The organism is Geodermatophilus siccatus (assembly GCF_900103785.1).
GTDB classification, from domain to species: domain Bacteria; phylum Actinomycetota; class Actinomycetes; order Mycobacteriales; family Geodermatophilaceae; genus Geodermatophilus; species Geodermatophilus siccatus.
In genome coordinates this window covers 54,875-68,511 of sequence record NZ_FNHE01000017.1, presented here as the reverse complement: position 1 = coordinate 68,511, position 13,637 = coordinate 54,875, and the positions used below count along the sequence as shown (strand labels likewise).

Below are 13,637 nucleotides of genomic sequence, written 5' to 3'. Positions count from 1 at the left end.
CGGCCTGGTTCGCCGCCCACGGCGTCACCCTCCGGCGGGTGCTGACCGACAACGCCAAGAGCTACCGCGTCGGGCGGGCCTGGATCGCCGTCTGCGCCCAGCTGGGCATCGGCCGCCGGTTCATCAAGCCCGGGCGGCCCTGGACCAACGGCAAGGCCGAGCGGTTCAACCGCACCCTGCAGACCGAGTGGGCCTACGCCACCGCCTGGAGCTGCAACGACGAGCGCACCGCCGCCCTGGACAGCTGGCTGACCCACTACAACACTTCCCGCAGCCACTCCGCCCTCGGCGGCCGCCCACCGATCAGCCGACTCGCCGCGTGAACAACCTCCCTGGTCACGACAGCTAGAGCCTGGGGAACGTGGAGAGATCGACGTCACCCCGCAGAAGCGCGATGAGGCCGGCAAGTGGAAGCGGGCGGCGTCGGGCCGGAGCGCCGAGCGGTGGCGCGCCCGGTGCTACTACCGGGGCTGGGACGGCGAGTACGGCGAGGAATCCCGGGTCCGCCCGACCAAGGCCGCAGCGGTAGCAGCCGTCGAAGAAGTCCTTGAGGCCAGGCTTAACAGCGCGGGCGCGGTCCCCATGACGGCGGGCATGGCACTGGTTGACGCTGGCCACCTGTGGCTGGAGGGCATCCGGCGCACCGACTCGGGCAAGAGCTCCCGCACCATCCAGGACTACACGCGGACCTTCACCCGGCACATCGACCAGCCCGGCGAGGCACTGCGCGAGAAGCTCCGGGTCAAGGGTGGCGGCATCCGTGGCCTGAGTCTGGCTGACGCGAACAACACCCAGCGGCTGCGCGCGTTCCTCCAGGCCGTCGCGGACGTGCACGGCACCCAGTCGGCTGCCAGCGCCAGGTCGGTCCTGTCCGGCATCCTCAACCTGGCCGTGGACAACGGCACCTTGCCTGGGAGTGCACTCAAGAACGTCCGTGCCGTGGCCTCCCAGAAACCCCGGCCGCCGCGTCCGGGACGGGAACCCCGGGACACGCGCCGGGCGCTGACCCGGGACGAGCGCGCACGCCTCCTGGCGTACGCCGACGGCCGAGCCGCCGAGCCCGCCCGGCCGGACACTCAGCGCAAGTGGCAGACCGCCGCGGACCTGCTGGCGTTCATGGCGGGAACGGGCGCACGGGTGACCGAGGCGCGGGCCCTGCGGTGGGAGGACGTGGACGAGGACATCGACGGCGCCCTCCTGCGGGGCACGAAGTCTCACAGCTCCCTGCGTCACGTTGACTTCAACACGGACCTGGCCGAGCGGTTGCGCCATCGCCAGGAGCAGACCGGCGGCCGGGGCTACGTGTTCGCCTCTCCGTACTTCACGGGCCAGTACCGGGACAGAGAGACCGGCCTGCCCCTGGTGGCCGAGCCGCACGAGCGCGCGTGGGAACAGTCCAACTGTGCCAAGGCTCTGTCGGCGCTGCTGGTCGGGGCTGGGTTCTCCTGGGCCACGCCCCACTGCCTGCGCCGCACGGCTGCCACACTGGCCCATCATGGGGGCGCTCCGCTGGTCGCCATCGCGGATCAGCTCGGGCACGCGGACCCGTCGATGACCGCCCGCGTCTATCTCGGCCGGGACTACCTCGGACAGCGCCGGTCGGTCGCTCAGCACCTATGACAGGTAACAATCCCGGTAACCGGCCGACCTGCGGGCATAGCCACTCGGCATTCCCGCAGGTCGAAACCGCGGAGGTGGGCGCGGCCGGGATCGAACCGGCGACCGCTCGCTTGTAAGGCGAGAGCTCTCCCGCTGAGCTACGCGCCCCGCGCGCCCAGAGTAGGCGGCCCCCTGCAGGGTCCCGCCGCGAGCTCGCGAGTGACGGGGGCAGGGGGTCCTCCCTCAAGCGGCCAGCGTGGCCACGGCGTCCTTCCAGCCCGACTGCTCGCGGGCATCCCCCGGGCCGTTGACCTCGGCGAACACGACGCGGCCCTCGGCGTCGACGAGGAAGGTGCCGCGCACGGCCATGCCTGCCTTGTCGTTGAACACGCCGTAGGTCTGGGCGACGGCGCCGTGCGGCCAGAAGTCCGACAGCAGCGCGAAGTCGAAGCCCTCCTGCTCGCGCCACGCCTTGAGGGCGGGGGCCGGGTCGGTGCTGAGCGCGAGCACCCGCACGCCGGCGTCGGTGTACGTCGCCAGCTCGTCGCGCAGCTGGCACAGCTCCCCGGTGCAGATCCGGGAGAAGGCGAAGGGGTAGAAGACCAGCAGGACCGGCGTCCCGCGCAGGTCGGCCAGCGACACGACCTGGCGGTCCTGGTCGGGCAGGCTGAACTCGGGCGCGACGTCCCCGACGGAGAGGCTCATGCGCCGATCGTGCCGCACCGCCGGCGCGCACCGCGCGGCCCCCCTGCGGGATCCCGCCGCCGGTCCGGTGACGTACCGGAACGGCCACCCCTCAGAGGTCCGCGCCGAGCCAGGTGACACGAGGGAGTGGCCCCCTCGCAGGGCCCCGCGGCGAGCTCGCGAGCCGTGGGGGCGAGGGGATCCCTGCTCAGCGGCGGCTGCGCGCCGCCTTGGGGGTGACCAGGCGGATGCCGGACCAGTCCTTGGCCGCGGAGACGCTGCTGGTCTGCGACAGACCCGCGGTCGGGGCGACCTCGGTGACGTCACCGGGCTCGACGTGACCCGGGCGACCGGACTTGGGCACCAGCAGCCACACGACGCCGTCGTCGGCGAGCGACGTGATCGCGTCGGTCAGCGCGTCGAAGAGGTCGCCGTCGTCCTCCCGCCACCACAGGAGCACGACGTCGGCCACCTCGTCGGTGTCCTCGTCGACCATCTCGCTGCCGGAGACCTCGACGATGGAGTCCCGCAGGTCCTCGTCGGCGTCCTCGTCCCAGCCGAGCTCCTGCACGACCATGCCCGGCTTGATGCCCAGCCGGGCCGCCATGCTGGCGCTGCCCGAGTCGACGCTCATCCCTGCTGTTCCTCCATGGGTTCCGATGCGGCTGACCGGGGGACACGTCCGTGCCCGCGCCGGCGGGGTGTCGTGGGGATGGGACGCGCGGCCCGGGGCGCGGGGTGCGGCGGACCGGAGGTGGACAGGACACGACCAGCGGGAGACCTCCCCCGCAGCCCGGTCATGTCACCCCTTCCCGTCTGCACCGGTCACCCCGTCTCGGCTGTCCGAGGCCACGGCCGGCGTAGGCGGAAAGCGTAGGGCATGCCTGGTCAGGTGCAAGTGTGTCGAGAGACGTCCGGAACCGGCCGTCGTCCCGACTGGTGGGCGACCGGCGTGACGCGCACCCCACCCGCGGGGGACGATGTGCCCATGAGCGCTCCGCAGCAGTCCGGCGGCGACCCCGCCCGCGACGCCGGCAACGAGACCGGACCGGCCCGTGCGGTCATCACCGACGGCCTCCCCAGCCAACTGGTCGACACCGACCCCGACGAGACCAACGAGTGGCTCGAGTCGCTGGACGCCGTCGTCGACCACGCCGGTCGCGGCCGCGCCCGCTACCTCATGCTCCGCATGCTGGAGCGCAGCCGCGAGCAGCAGGTCGGCGTCCCCGGCCTGCGCAGCACCGACTACATCAACACCATCCCGCCGGAGCGGGAGCCGTGGTTCCCGGGCGACGAGGACGTCGAGCGCCGGATCCGCGCCTACATCCGCTGGAACGCCGCGATCATGGTGCACCGCGCGCAGCGCCCGGGGGTCGGCGTCGGCGGGCACATCTCCTCCTACGCGAGCTCCGCGTCCCTGTACGAGGTCGGCTTCAACCACTTCTTCCGCGGCAAGGACCACCCCGGCGGCGGCGACCAGATCTGGTTCCAGGGGCACGCCTCCCCTGGCATCTACGCCCGCGCCTTCCTCGAGGGCCGCCTCGACGAGAACCAGCTCGACGGCTTCCGGCAGGAGGTGAGCCACCCCGGCGGTGGGCTGTCGTCCTACCCGCACCCGCGGCTGATGCCGGACTTCTGGGAGTTCCCCACCGTCTCGATGGGCCTCGGCCCGATGAACGCGGTCTACCAGGCACGGTTCAACCGGTACCTGCACGCCCGCGGCATCAAGGACACCTCCGACCAGCACGTGTGGGCCTTCCTCGGCGACGGCGAGATGGACGAGCCCGAGTCGCTGGGCGTGATCGGTCTCGCCGCGCGCGAGGAACTGGACAACCTCACCTTCGTCATCAACTGCAACCTGCAGCGGCTCGACGGCCCGGTGCGCGGCAACGGCAAGGTCATCCAGGAGCTGGAGTCCTTCTTCCGCGGCGCCGGGTGGAACGTCATCAAGGTGATCTGGGGCCGGGAGTGGGACCCGCTGCTGGCCGCCGACCGCGACGGCGCGCTGGTCAACCTCATGAACCAGACGCCGGACGGCGACTACCAGACCTACAAGGCCGAGGACGGCGCCTTCGTCCGCGAGCACTTCTTCGGCCGGGACCCGCGCACCCGCAAGCTCGTGGAGAACATGAGCGACCAGGAGGTCTGGAACCTCTCCCGCGGCGGGCACGACTACCGCAAGGTCTACGCGGCGTTCAAGGCGGCGGTGGAGCACAAGGGTCAGCCCACGGTCATCCTCGCCAAGACCATCAAGGGCTGGACCCTCGGCAGCCACTTCGAGGGCCGCAACTCCACCCACCAGATGAAGAAGCTGACCGCCGAGGACCTCGCCGCGTTCCGCGACCGGCTCTACCTGCCGATCCCCGACGAGCAGCTCGACAAGACCCTGCCGCCCTACTACAAGCCCGCCCCGGACTCCGACGAGATGCAGTACATGCTCGAGCGGCGCCGGCAGCTGGGCGGCGCGGTGCCCCGGCGCCGGTCGGAGTTCAAGACGCTCAAGGCGCCCGAGGACAAGGCCCTCGACGTCCTGCGGCGCGGCTCGGGCAAGCAGGAGGTCGCCACCACGATGGCGTTCGTCCGCCTGCTCAAGGAGCTGCTCAAGGACAAGGAGCTCGGCCCGCGCTTCGTGCCGATCATCCCGGACGAGGCCCGCACCTTCGGGATGGACTCCCTCTTCCCGTCGCAGAAGATCTACAACCCGGCCGGCCAGCGCTACACCTCGGTCGACCGCGAGCTGATGCTGGCGTACAAGGAGTCCGAGCAGGGCCAGATCCTGCACGAGGGCATCAACGAGGCGGGCTCCACTGCGTCGTTCACCGCCGTCGGCACCTCGTACGCCACGCACGGCGAGCCGATGGTCCCGATCTACATCTTCTACTCGATGTTCGGGTTCCAGCGGACCGGCGACTCGTTCTGGGCGGCCGCGGACCAGATGACCCGCGGCTTCGTCCTCGGGGCCACCGCCGGCCGGACGACGCTCAACGGCGAGGGCCTCCAGCACGAGGACGGCCACTCGCTGCTGCTCGCGCACACCAACCCGGCCGTCGTCTGCTACGACCCCGCGTTCTCCTACGAGGTCGGGCACATCACCAAGGACGCGTTGGCCCGCATGTACGGCGACGACCCGGGCGCCCCGCTGGGCGGCTCCCGCTCGCCCGACGTCATGTACTACCTGACGGTCTACAACGAGCCGTACAACCAGCCGGCCGAGCCCGAGGGTCTGGACGTCCAGGGCCTGCTGGCCGGCATGTACCGGTACGCGCCCGGCCAGGGGGACGGCCCCAAGGCGCAGGTGCTGGCCTCCGGCGTCGCGGTGCCGTGGGCGCTGCGCGCGCAGGAGCTGCTGGCGAACGACTGGGGCGTGTCGGCCGACGTGTGGTCGGTGACGTCGTGGAACGAGCTGCGGCGGCAGGCCGACGCGGCGGAGGAGCACAACCTGCTGTACCCGGAGGACGAGCCGCAGGTCCCGTACGTGACCCAGCGGCTGCAGGACGCCCCCGGGCCGGTCGTCGCGGTGTCGGACTGGATGCGCGCGGTGCCCGACCTCATCGCGCCGTACGTCCCCGGCGGGATGGCGACGCTGGGCACCGACGGGTTCGGCCTCTCCGACACCCGGCCGGCGCTGCGGCGGCACTTCCACGTCGACGCCGAGTCGGTCGTCGTCCGGGTGCTGGCCTCGCTGGCCCAGCGCGGCGAGGTCGACCGTGACGTCGTCCGCCAGGCGGTGGAGAAGTACCAGATCCGCGACGTGCAGGCCGCGCCCGAGGAGGAGCGGTCCGACCCCAGCCCGGCGACCTGAGGCAGGACCCGCTCGCCCCCCGCCACTCGCGGGCTCGCGGCGGGACCCTGCAGGGGGCCACAGCCGCCGGTGACGGCCACCTCGCGGTGGCCGTCGTCGGCGGCGGGGTCGTGGGGCTGACCTGCGCGCTCGAGCTCGCGCGCGCCGGTCACCGGGTCCGGGTGCACACCGCCGACCCGATCGCGGCGACCACCTCCGCGGTGGCCGCCGCGATCTGGTTCCCGTACCGGGCGGCGCCCGCGGACGCCGTCCTGCGGTGGGGCGCCACCTCGCTCGGGGTCCTCACCCGGCTGGCCGCCGACCCGGCCACCGGGGTGACGCTCCGGCCCGGGACGTTCGTGCACCGCACGCCCGAGCCCGACCTCTGGTGGACGCCCGGCGTGGCCGACGTCCGTCCGGCGACCACGCAGGAGCTCCCGCCCGGCGCCCCCGCCGGCACCCACTGCACGCTGCCGGTGGTGGACACGGGCCGGTACCTGCCCTGGCTGGTCGGCGCGTGCGCCTCGGCCGGGGTGCAGACCGTGCCGGGCCGGGTCACCGCGCTCGACGAGGTGGCGGGGGACGTCGTGGTGGTGGCCGCGGGACTGGCCGCGGGACACCTCCTCGACGACGACTTCTGCGTACCCGTGCAGGGCCAGGTGGTGCGGCTGGCCGACCCGGGCCTGGGCGGCTGGGTGCTGGACGACGACGACCCGGCCGGGCTCACCTACGTCGTCCCCCGCGGGCGGGACGTCGTCTGCGGGGGCACGGCGGTGGAGGGCGCCACCGGCACCGAGCCCGACCCCGCGGTGGAGGCCGCGATCCTGGCGCGGGCGTGCGCGCTGGTCCCGGAGCTGCGCGGGCAGCCGGTGCTGTCGCGGGCGGTGGGGCTGCGGCCGGGCCGGCCCACCGTCCGGCTGGAACGGCTGGACGTCGGCGGGCGACCGGTGGTGGCCTGCTACGGGCACGGCGGCGCCGGCGTCACCCTCTCCTGGGGCTGCGCCGCCGACGTCGTCGGCCTGGTCCGGTGGAGGACCCCGTCCTCCCCTTGACGGCCCCCCTTGCCCCCGCCGCTCGCACGCTCGCGGCGGGACCCTGCAGGGGGCCGTCAAGGCTCGGGGCGGCGCCCCGGACGGGGCCTCAGGCGACCAGGGCGTCCAGCGCCATCGCGGCGTACAGAGCCGCCCCGGCCGGCAGCGCCCCCTCGTCGAAGACCACCAGGTTGGAGTGGTTGCCGGCGGCGCTCGCCGGATCGGCTCCCGGCGGGCAGGCGCCCAGGAACGCCATCGCGCCGGGCACCCGCTGCAGCACGTAGGAGAAGTCCTCCGCGCCCATGAGCGGCTCGGCGGCGACGACGCTGCGCTCCGGGCCGACCAGCTCCCCCGCGATCGCCAGCACCCGGTCGGCGACCGCCGGGTCGTTGGCCGTGACCGGGTAGCCCTGCCTGTGCACGAAGTCGATCTGCATGTCGTGCGCCGCGGCCACGTGCGTGGCGACCCGCCGCACCGAGGCGACGACGTCGGCCCGCCGCTCGGGCGAGAGGGTGCGGATGGTGCCCTGCAGGTAGGCGGAGTCGGGGATGACGTTGTCGGTGGAACCGGCCACCAGGTTGGCCACCGTCACCACCGCCGGGTCGAACACCGGGGCGCGGCGGGTGACCATCGACTGCAGCGCCAGCACGATCTCCGCGGCCACCGGCACCGGGTCGGCGGCGGCGTGCGGCATCGAGGCGTGCCCACCCCGGCCGCGGACGGTGACCTCCCAGTGGTCGGCGGCGGCCATCATCGGCCCGGGCCGCACGCTGACCACGCCGCTGGGCTGGTTGGCGAAGACGTGCAGCGCGAACGCCCCGACGACCGGCGCCTCGGGGACGGCGTCCAGCAGCCCCTCCTCGAGCATGTACCGCGCCCCGTGGAAGCCCTCCTCCCCCGGCTGGAGCATGAGCAGGACCTGGCCGGCGATCTCGTCCCGGCGCTCGGCGAGCAGCCGGGCGGCGCCCAGCAGCATCGCGGTGTGCAGGTCGTGGCCGCAGGCGTGCATCGCGCCGGGCACCTCGGAGGCGAACGGCAGCCCGGTGTCCTCGTGCACGGGCAGGGCGTCCAGGTCGGCGCGCAGCAGGTAGGTGGGGCCGGGGCGGGCGCCGCGCAGCACGCCGACCACCGAGGTCGTGGTCGTCCCGGTCGCCACCTCCACCGGCAGCCCGGCGAGCTCCTCGAGCACGGTGGCCTGGGTGCGCGGCAGGTGCAGCCCGATCTCCGGGGTCCGGTGCAGCCGGCGGCGCAGGTCCACGGTGCGGTCGACGTCGGCACGGGCGGCGGCCAGCAGGTCCGCGGCGGGGATGGGCATGCCGCCACTCTCCCAGGGTTCAGGAGCCGGCCCATGCGGGGCGGGTGACGTCCAGCTGCCAGACCACCGCGGTCGCGGGACCGGACACCGGGCCGCCCGCCTGCTGCTCGACCCGGACGCCGCCGGGACCGGCCAGCACGAGCAGCCCGGGCGGCACGGTCGCCGACGTCCCGTCCTCCACCGTCTCGATCCACAGCCGGGCGTCGGGCCGGCCGAGGTCCACCCAGCCGTCCGCGTTCGGGTGCACCTCGTGCGCGGCGTCGTCCCCGGGACGCGAGCTGCGCAGGTAGCTCTGCAGGACGTGGGCGCCGCCGTCCCCGGCGACCTCGTCGTGCTCCAGGCCGGTGCCGGCGCGCAGGACGGCGACGTCCCCGGCGGTCAGCACCGCGCCGCTCCCCCACGCGTGCCGCAGCGAGCCCGCGAGCACCACCGCGACCACGTCGACCGCACGGTGCGGGTGCCGCCCGTACCCGGCGCCGGGTGCCAGCCGGTCGTCGGCCAGGCGCAGCAGCGGGCCGAGCGAGCCGTCGTCGGGCTCCAGCAGCACGTCGGAGGTCAGGGTCACGGTGTCCTCGCTGCGATGCTCACGCGCCTGTCCGCTCATGGTTCTCCCGGGGTGGGAGCGCGCCGCGGCCGCCGGGCAGCGCGTCGAAGACGAGGGCCACCAGCAGTGTCCAGGCCACCCCCAGCGCCCAGCCGCCGACGACGTCGGAGAGGAAGTGCACGCCCAGCCACATCCGGGTCAGCCCGACGAGGACGACCAGGGCCAGCCCGGCCGCGAGGGCGAGCCGGCGCTGCCGGGTGGTCAGCCGCGGCCACGCCAGCACGAGCGCGATGGTCACGAGCGTGGCGATGCCCGAGGAGTGGCCGCTCGGGAAGCTCAGGGTGTCGTAGCCGGCGCCGCCGTTCTCGAACGCCGGGCGCACCCGGCCGAACGCCTCCTTCAGCAGTGCGGTCACCGGGCCCACCAGCACGTTGGCCGCGACCACCCAGCCCGCCGTCCGCCACGCCCTGCGAGTGCCCAGCCAGAACAGCACGGGCAGCGAGAGCACCACCCGGAACCAGGCCACGCCGGGGGTCGTCAGCACCTCCAGCAGCACCTCGGTGGCGACGGAGCGGTCGTCGCCGGCGTAGAGCGCGCGGCTGACCGCGTCGTCGAGCCGGACCTGCGGCGCCCAGCCGGCCAGCACCCCGAGGCCCAGGGCGAGCAGCACCACGATCCCCGCGCCGGTCGCCGCCAGTGATCGCCGGACCGTCGTCCGCCGGGGGTCCCGCTGCACCACGTCCACCCGTCCCACTCTCCCCGACGGCGTCCTGCGTGCCACGCTGGCCGCTGTGTCCGACCGGGTCAGCAGGCGCCCGCCCTCCGCCGCCACCCTGCGGCGGCTGGAGCGCGCGTCCGGGTCGCTGTCGACCCGCGCCGTCGCGCGGATGGACGACGAGCTGCCCTGGTTCCGGACCATGCCCGCCGACCAGCGGTCCTGGGTGATGCTGGTCGCCCAGGCCGGGCTGGCCTCCTTCGTCGAGTGGTGCCGCAGCCCCGACCGCCGGCCGCGGCTGACCGGCGAGGTCTTCGGCGCCGCCCCACGTGAGCTGGCCCGCGTCGTGCCGCTCAAGCACACCGTCGACCTGGTGCGGGTCACCGTCGAGGTGATGGACGACTTCGTCGAGACGGTCGCCGAGCCCGGGGACGCCGACGTGCTGCGGCTGGCGGTGCTGCAGTACAGCCGCGAGGTCGCCTTCGCCACCGCGCAGGTCTACGCCAGCTTCGCCGAGAGCCGCGGCGCCTGGGACGCCCGCCTGGAGGCCCTGCTGGTCGACGCGCTGGTCCGCGGGGAGCGCTCCGAGGAGCTCTCCGGGCGGGCCTCGGCGCTGGGCTGGGCGGGGATGAGCCCGGTGACCGTGCTGGTCGGTGCGGCACCGTCGGACGGCGACGTGCACGGCGCCACCCGCCGGGCCGCGCGGCAGGTGCGCAGCGAGGTGCTCGTGGGCGTCCACGCCGACCAGCTGGTCGTCGTCCTCGGCGGGTCGTCGGACCTGCAGTCCGCCGCCGAACGGGTGAGCGACGAGTTCGGCCCCGGCCCGGTGGTGATGGGCCCCGTCGTCGACGGCCTCGGCCGGGCCGGCGACTCCGCGGCCGCCGCGCTCGCCGGGCTGCGCGCCGCCCGCGCCTGGCCGGGCGCCCCACGGCCGGTGGCGGCCGACGCACTGCTGCCCGAGCGGGCCCTGGACGGCGACCCGACCGCCCGCGCGACGTTGCAGGAGCGGATCGCGGTGCCGCTGCAGGCCGCCGGCGGCGAGGTCCTCGAGACGGTGCGTGCGGTGCTCGCCAGCGGGGGCAACCTGGAGGCCAGCGCCCGCGCGCTGTTCGTACACCCCAACACCGTCCGGTACCGGCTCAAGCGGGCCACGGAGATCACCGGGGTCTCGACCACCGATCCGCGCGGCGGCTGGACCGTGCAGGTGGCCCTCGCCCTCGCCGCCCTCGACCAGGAGCGCTCGCTCTGGCACTGAAGGAGGACCTGCTCGCCCCGCATCGCTCGCGCGCCCGCGACGGGCCCTGCACGGAGGCCACACCGGCGCACAGTGCGGTTTCCACCACACCACCGGGGGTGACACCCGGCGAGAACCCGGTCCAGTTGTGGGAACCCTCCAAAGAGCAGCGGTGTCCTTTCGTGCCGCTCCCCACGGCGGGGCGCCGTGATGTCTGCAACGGTGAGATACGTGCTGGCCGTCCTCGCCCCCGGACAGGGTGCGCAGAAGCCCGGGATGCTCACCGACTGGCTCGAGCTGCCCGGGGCAGAGTCCTTCTTCCGCTGGGCGGGTGCGATCGCCGACGCCGACCTGCTCGCGCTGGGCACCACCGGCGACGCCGAGGCCATCAAGGACACCGCGGTCACCCAGCCGCTGGTGGTCGCGATGAGCCTGTTCGTCGCCCGCGAGCTCGGCGGCCTGCCCGGGCCGGTGGCGCACACGCCGCAGGCCGGCCGGGACGTCGTCATCGCCGGGCACAGCGTCGGCGAGCTCACCGCGGCCGCGCTGGCCGGGGTGCTCAGCGTCGAGGCGGCGATCGCGCTGACCGCCGTCCGCGGCCGGGCGATGGCCGCCGCGTGCGCGCAGACGCCAACCGGGATGTCCGCCGTCCTCGGGGGTGACCCCGACGAGGTGACCGCGGCGCTCGAGAAGCACGGGCTGACCCCCGCCAACATGAACGGCGGCGGGCAGGTCGTCGCGGCCGGCTCCCTCGACGGCCTCGCTGCGCTCAAGGCCGACCCGCCGGCCAAGGCCCGCGTCATGCCGCTGTCGGTGGCCGGCGCCTTCCACACCGAGTACATGGCCCCTGCCCGCGCCGAGCTCGAGGGCCTGGTCGGCGGCCTGCGCCCGGCCGAGCCCAGCCGGCTGCTGCTCTCCAACGCCGACGGCGCCGCGGTGACCACCGGCCGGGAGGTGCTGTCCCGGCTGGTCAGCCAGGTCACCAGCCCGGTGCGGTTCGACGCGTGCCTGGCGACCCTGCGCGACCTCGGCGTCACGGCGGTCATCGAGCTGCCCCCCGCGGGCGCGCTGGCCGGCCTGGCCAAGCGCGAGTGGAAGGACAGCGACATCGAGGTGCTCGCGGTCAGCCGCCCGGCCGACCTCGACCGTGCCCGCGCCCTCATCGAGGCCGAGCGCGGCCGCCCCGAACCCGACCACCTGCCCGACTGGCGGGTCGTCGTCTCCCCCGTGCGCGGCACGGTCAGCCCCGCCGCGATCGCCGAGGGCACCCAGCTGCCGGCCGGCACGCCGCTGGGCCGCATCCGCAGCCGCCGCGCGGAGGCCGACGTCTCCGCCGGGTACGACGGCGTCCTCGCCGAGTGGCTGGTCCAGGAGGGCGACCTCGTCGACGCCGGCGACCCGATCGCACGGCTCTACCCGGAGGTGCAGTCATGAGCGGACTCCAGCTGACCACCGGGGCGCCCGGCGCGCGGATCCTCGGCTTCGGCAGCTACCGGCCGCGCCGTCGGGTGACCAACGACGAGCTCGCGCAGACCATGGACACCAACGACGAGTGGATCCAGGCGCGGGTGGGCATCGCCGAGCGCCGGTGGGCCGAGCCCGACGAGACGCTGCTGGAGATGAGCGTCGCCGCCGGCGGCAAGGCGCTGGCAGCCAGCGGCCTGGACGCCTCCGAGGTCGACCTGGTGCTGCTCGCCTCGGCCAGCCTGCCGCGGCCGATCCCGGGCCTGGCACCCGAGGTCGCGCACCGGCTCGGCGCCCAGCGGCCCGGTGCGTTCGACCTCAACGCCGGGTGCGCCGGCTGGTGCTACGCGCTCAGCGCCGCCGCCGACGCCATCCGCACCGGCTCGGCGCGCAACGCCCTGGTCATCGGCGGCGAGCGGCTGACCGACTACACCGACCTCACCGACCGCACCACCGCGGTGATCTTCGCCGACGGCGCGGGCGCCGCCGTCCTGGGAGCGTCGGACACCCCCGGCGTCGGGCCGGTCGTCTGGGGCAGTGACGGCGACCAGTCCAGCGCCATCGCCATCCCCGAGGGCGAGAAGGCGATGAGCATGGCCGGCCAGGCCGTGTACCGCTGGGCCACCACCCGGCTCACCGCCACCCTGGTGACGGCCATGGAGCGCGCCGGCGTCGGCCCCGAGGACATCGACGTCTTCGCCCCCCACCAGGCCAACCTGCGCATCGTCGAGCTGATGGCCAAGCGCCTCGGGCTGCCCGAGAGCACCGTCATCGCCCGCGACATCGTCCGGTCGGGCAACACCTCCTCCGCCTCGGTCCCGCTGGCGCTCTCGGCGCTGCTGGAGTCCGGGGAGGCCAGGAGTGGTGACCTCGCCCTGATCCTGGGGTACGGGGCGGGCCTCACCTTCGCCGGCCAGGTCGTCGTCCTGCCCTGACCGGCCCCACAGACCCCGGGCCACAGGGGCCCGACGGCGGGAGTCCCCCGCCCCACCGAGAGAGAGGACCGCGCGTGAGCGAGGACATCCAGACCGGTCTGGCCGAGATCCTGGAGGAGGTCGCGGGCGTGGCGCCCGCCGACGCCACCCCGGAGAAGTCGTTCACCGAGGACCTCGACGTCGACTCGCTGTCGATGGTCGAGATCGCCACCGCGGTCGAGGACAAGTTCGGCGTCGCCATCCCCGACGACGAGCTGGCCAACATCAAGACCGTCGGCGACGCCATGAGCTACATCCAGAAGAACAAGGCCTGAAGAAGGACCCCCCTGCCCCCC

13 protein-coding genes and 1 tRNA gene are annotated in these 13,637 nt (G+C 74.4%); 8 read left to right on the top strand and 6 right to left on the bottom strand.

The window, feature by feature from the left end; genetic code table 11:
• Window positions 1–323: integrase core domain-containing protein (locus BLS21_RS22980; protein ID WP_139177266.1), on the top strand; the 323-nt coding region annotated here is incomplete at its 5' end.
• Window positions 324–594: 271 nt separating this feature from the next.
• The gene (locus tag BLS21_RS22975) at window positions 595–1,620 is read left to right on the top strand and encodes a tyrosine-type recombinase/integrase (protein ID WP_175479714.1); all 1,026 of its coding nucleotides are present in this window, start codon (window positions 595–597) and stop codon (window positions 1,618–1,620) included.
• A gap of 75 nt (window positions 1,621–1,695) precedes the next feature.
• Here the strand turns inward: BLS21_RS22975 and BLS21_RS22970 are convergent.
• The 3 genes from BLS21_RS22970 to BLS21_RS22960 form a co-directional block, all read right to left on the bottom strand.
• Window positions 1,696–1,767, bottom strand: a tRNA-Val gene (locus BLS21_RS22970).
• A 75-nt stretch (window positions 1,768–1,842) separates the two neighbouring features.
• A complete protein-coding gene (locus BLS21_RS22965) occupies window positions 1,843–2,304 on the bottom strand; it encodes a peroxiredoxin (protein WP_091223901.1) in 462 nt (153 codons plus the stop codon).
• Between the two features lie 187 nt (window positions 2,305–2,491).
• Complete coding sequence (locus BLS21_RS22960; RefSeq protein WP_012949524.1) at window positions 2,492–2,917, bottom strand: DUF3052 domain-containing protein; 426 nt, start codon at window positions 2,915–2,917, stop codon at window positions 2,492–2,494.
• 354 nt (window positions 2,918–3,271) lie between these two features.
• On the opposite strand from BLS21_RS22960, the gene aceE reads away from it, so the two are divergent.
• The gene (aceE, locus tag BLS21_RS22955) at window positions 3,272–6,085 is read left to right on the top strand and encodes a pyruvate dehydrogenase (acetyl-transferring), homodimeric type (protein ID WP_217636253.1); all 2,814 of its coding nucleotides are present in this window, start codon (window positions 3,272–3,274) and stop codon (window positions 6,083–6,085) included.
• A gap of 86 nt (window positions 6,086–6,171) precedes the next feature.
• Window positions 6,172–7,116: an FAD-dependent oxidoreductase gene (locus tag BLS21_RS22950; RefSeq protein WP_091223899.1), complete on the top strand. Its 945-nt coding sequence runs from the start codon at window positions 6,172–6,174 to the stop codon at window positions 7,114–7,116.
• An 88-nt stretch (window positions 7,117–7,204) separates the two neighbouring features.
• Here BLS21_RS22950 and BLS21_RS22945 read toward each other — a convergent pair whose 3' ends face one another.
• Genes BLS21_RS22945 through BLS21_RS22935 form a run of 3 tightly spaced genes read right to left on the bottom strand, consistent with a single transcriptional unit; the run spans window position 7,205 to window position 9,699 of the window.
• On the bottom strand, window positions 7,205–8,410 hold the full coding sequence (locus BLS21_RS22945; protein WP_091223897.1) for a M20 metallopeptidase family protein: 1,206 nt from the start codon (window positions 8,408–8,410) through the stop codon (window positions 7,205–7,207).
• 19 nt (window positions 8,411–8,429) lie between these two features.
• Window positions 8,430–8,975, bottom strand: a complete 546-nt coding sequence (locus BLS21_RS22940; protein ID WP_091223913.1) for a pirin family protein — start codon at window positions 8,973–8,975, stop codon at window positions 8,430–8,432.
• A 19-nt stretch (window positions 8,976–8,994) separates the two neighbouring features.
• The gene (locus tag BLS21_RS22935) at window positions 8,995–9,699 is read right to left on the bottom strand and encodes a phosphatase PAP2 family protein (protein ID WP_091223894.1); all 705 of its coding nucleotides are present in this window, start codon (window positions 9,697–9,699) and stop codon (window positions 8,995–8,997) included.
• 46 nt (window positions 9,700–9,745) lie between these two features.
• On the opposite strand from BLS21_RS22935, the gene BLS21_RS22930 reads away from it, so the two are divergent.
• The 4 genes from BLS21_RS22930 to BLS21_RS22915 all read left to right on the top strand — a co-directional run bounded on the left by BLS21_RS22930 (window position 9,746) and on the right by BLS21_RS22915 (window position 13,616).
• Window positions 9,746–10,924 (top strand): PucR family transcriptional regulator, encoded by a 1,179-nt coding sequence (locus BLS21_RS22930; protein WP_091223892.1) that lies wholly within the window; start codon window positions 9,746–9,748, stop codon window positions 10,922–10,924.
• 201 nt (window positions 10,925–11,125) lie between these two features.
• Complete coding sequence (locus BLS21_RS22925) at window positions 11,126–12,337, top strand: acyltransferase domain-containing protein (RefSeq protein WP_245700696.1); 1,212 nt, start codon at window positions 11,126–11,128, stop codon at window positions 12,335–12,337.
• The gene (locus tag BLS21_RS22920; protein ID WP_091223888.1) at window positions 12,334–13,302 is read left to right on the top strand and encodes a beta-ketoacyl-ACP synthase III; all 969 of its coding nucleotides are present in this window, start codon (window positions 12,334–12,336) and stop codon (window positions 13,300–13,302) included. The genes BLS21_RS22925 and BLS21_RS22920 overlap by 4 nt, the downstream gene beginning before the upstream one ends.
• Before the next feature lie 74 nt (window positions 13,303–13,376).
• Window positions 13,377–13,616 carry an acyl carrier protein gene (locus BLS21_RS22915; RefSeq protein ID WP_012949533.1) on the top strand — a complete coding sequence of 80 codons (240 nt, stop codon included), beginning with the start codon at window positions 13,377–13,379 and terminating at the stop codon, window positions 13,614–13,616.
• Window positions 13,617–13,637 lie beyond the last annotated feature (21 nt).

Excerpts from the sequence above, each read along its gene's own strand:
- BLS21_RS22975 (WP_175479714.1), top strand. The coding sequence starts at position 595 with ATGGCACTGGTTGACGCTGGCCACCTGTGGCTGGAGGGCATCCGGCGC.
- BLS21_RS22965 (WP_091223901.1), bottom strand. The coding sequence starts at position 2,304 with ATGAGCCTCTCCGTCGGGGACGTCGCGCCCGAGTTCAGCCTGCCCGAC.
- BLS21_RS22960 (WP_012949524.1), bottom strand. The coding sequence starts at position 2,917 with ATGAGCGTCGACTCGGGCAGCGCCAGCATGGCGGCCCGGCTGGGCATC.
- aceE (WP_217636253.1), top strand. The coding sequence starts at position 3,272 with ATGAGCGCTCCGCAGCAGTCCGGCGGCGACCCCGCCCGCGACGCCGGC.
- BLS21_RS22945 (WP_091223897.1), bottom strand. The coding sequence starts at position 8,410 with ATGCCCATCCCCGCCGCGGACCTGCTGGCCGCCGCCCGTGCCGACGTC.
- BLS21_RS22920 (WP_091223888.1), top strand. The coding sequence starts at position 12,334 with ATGAGCGGACTCCAGCTGACCACCGGGGCGCCCGGCGCGCGGATCCTC.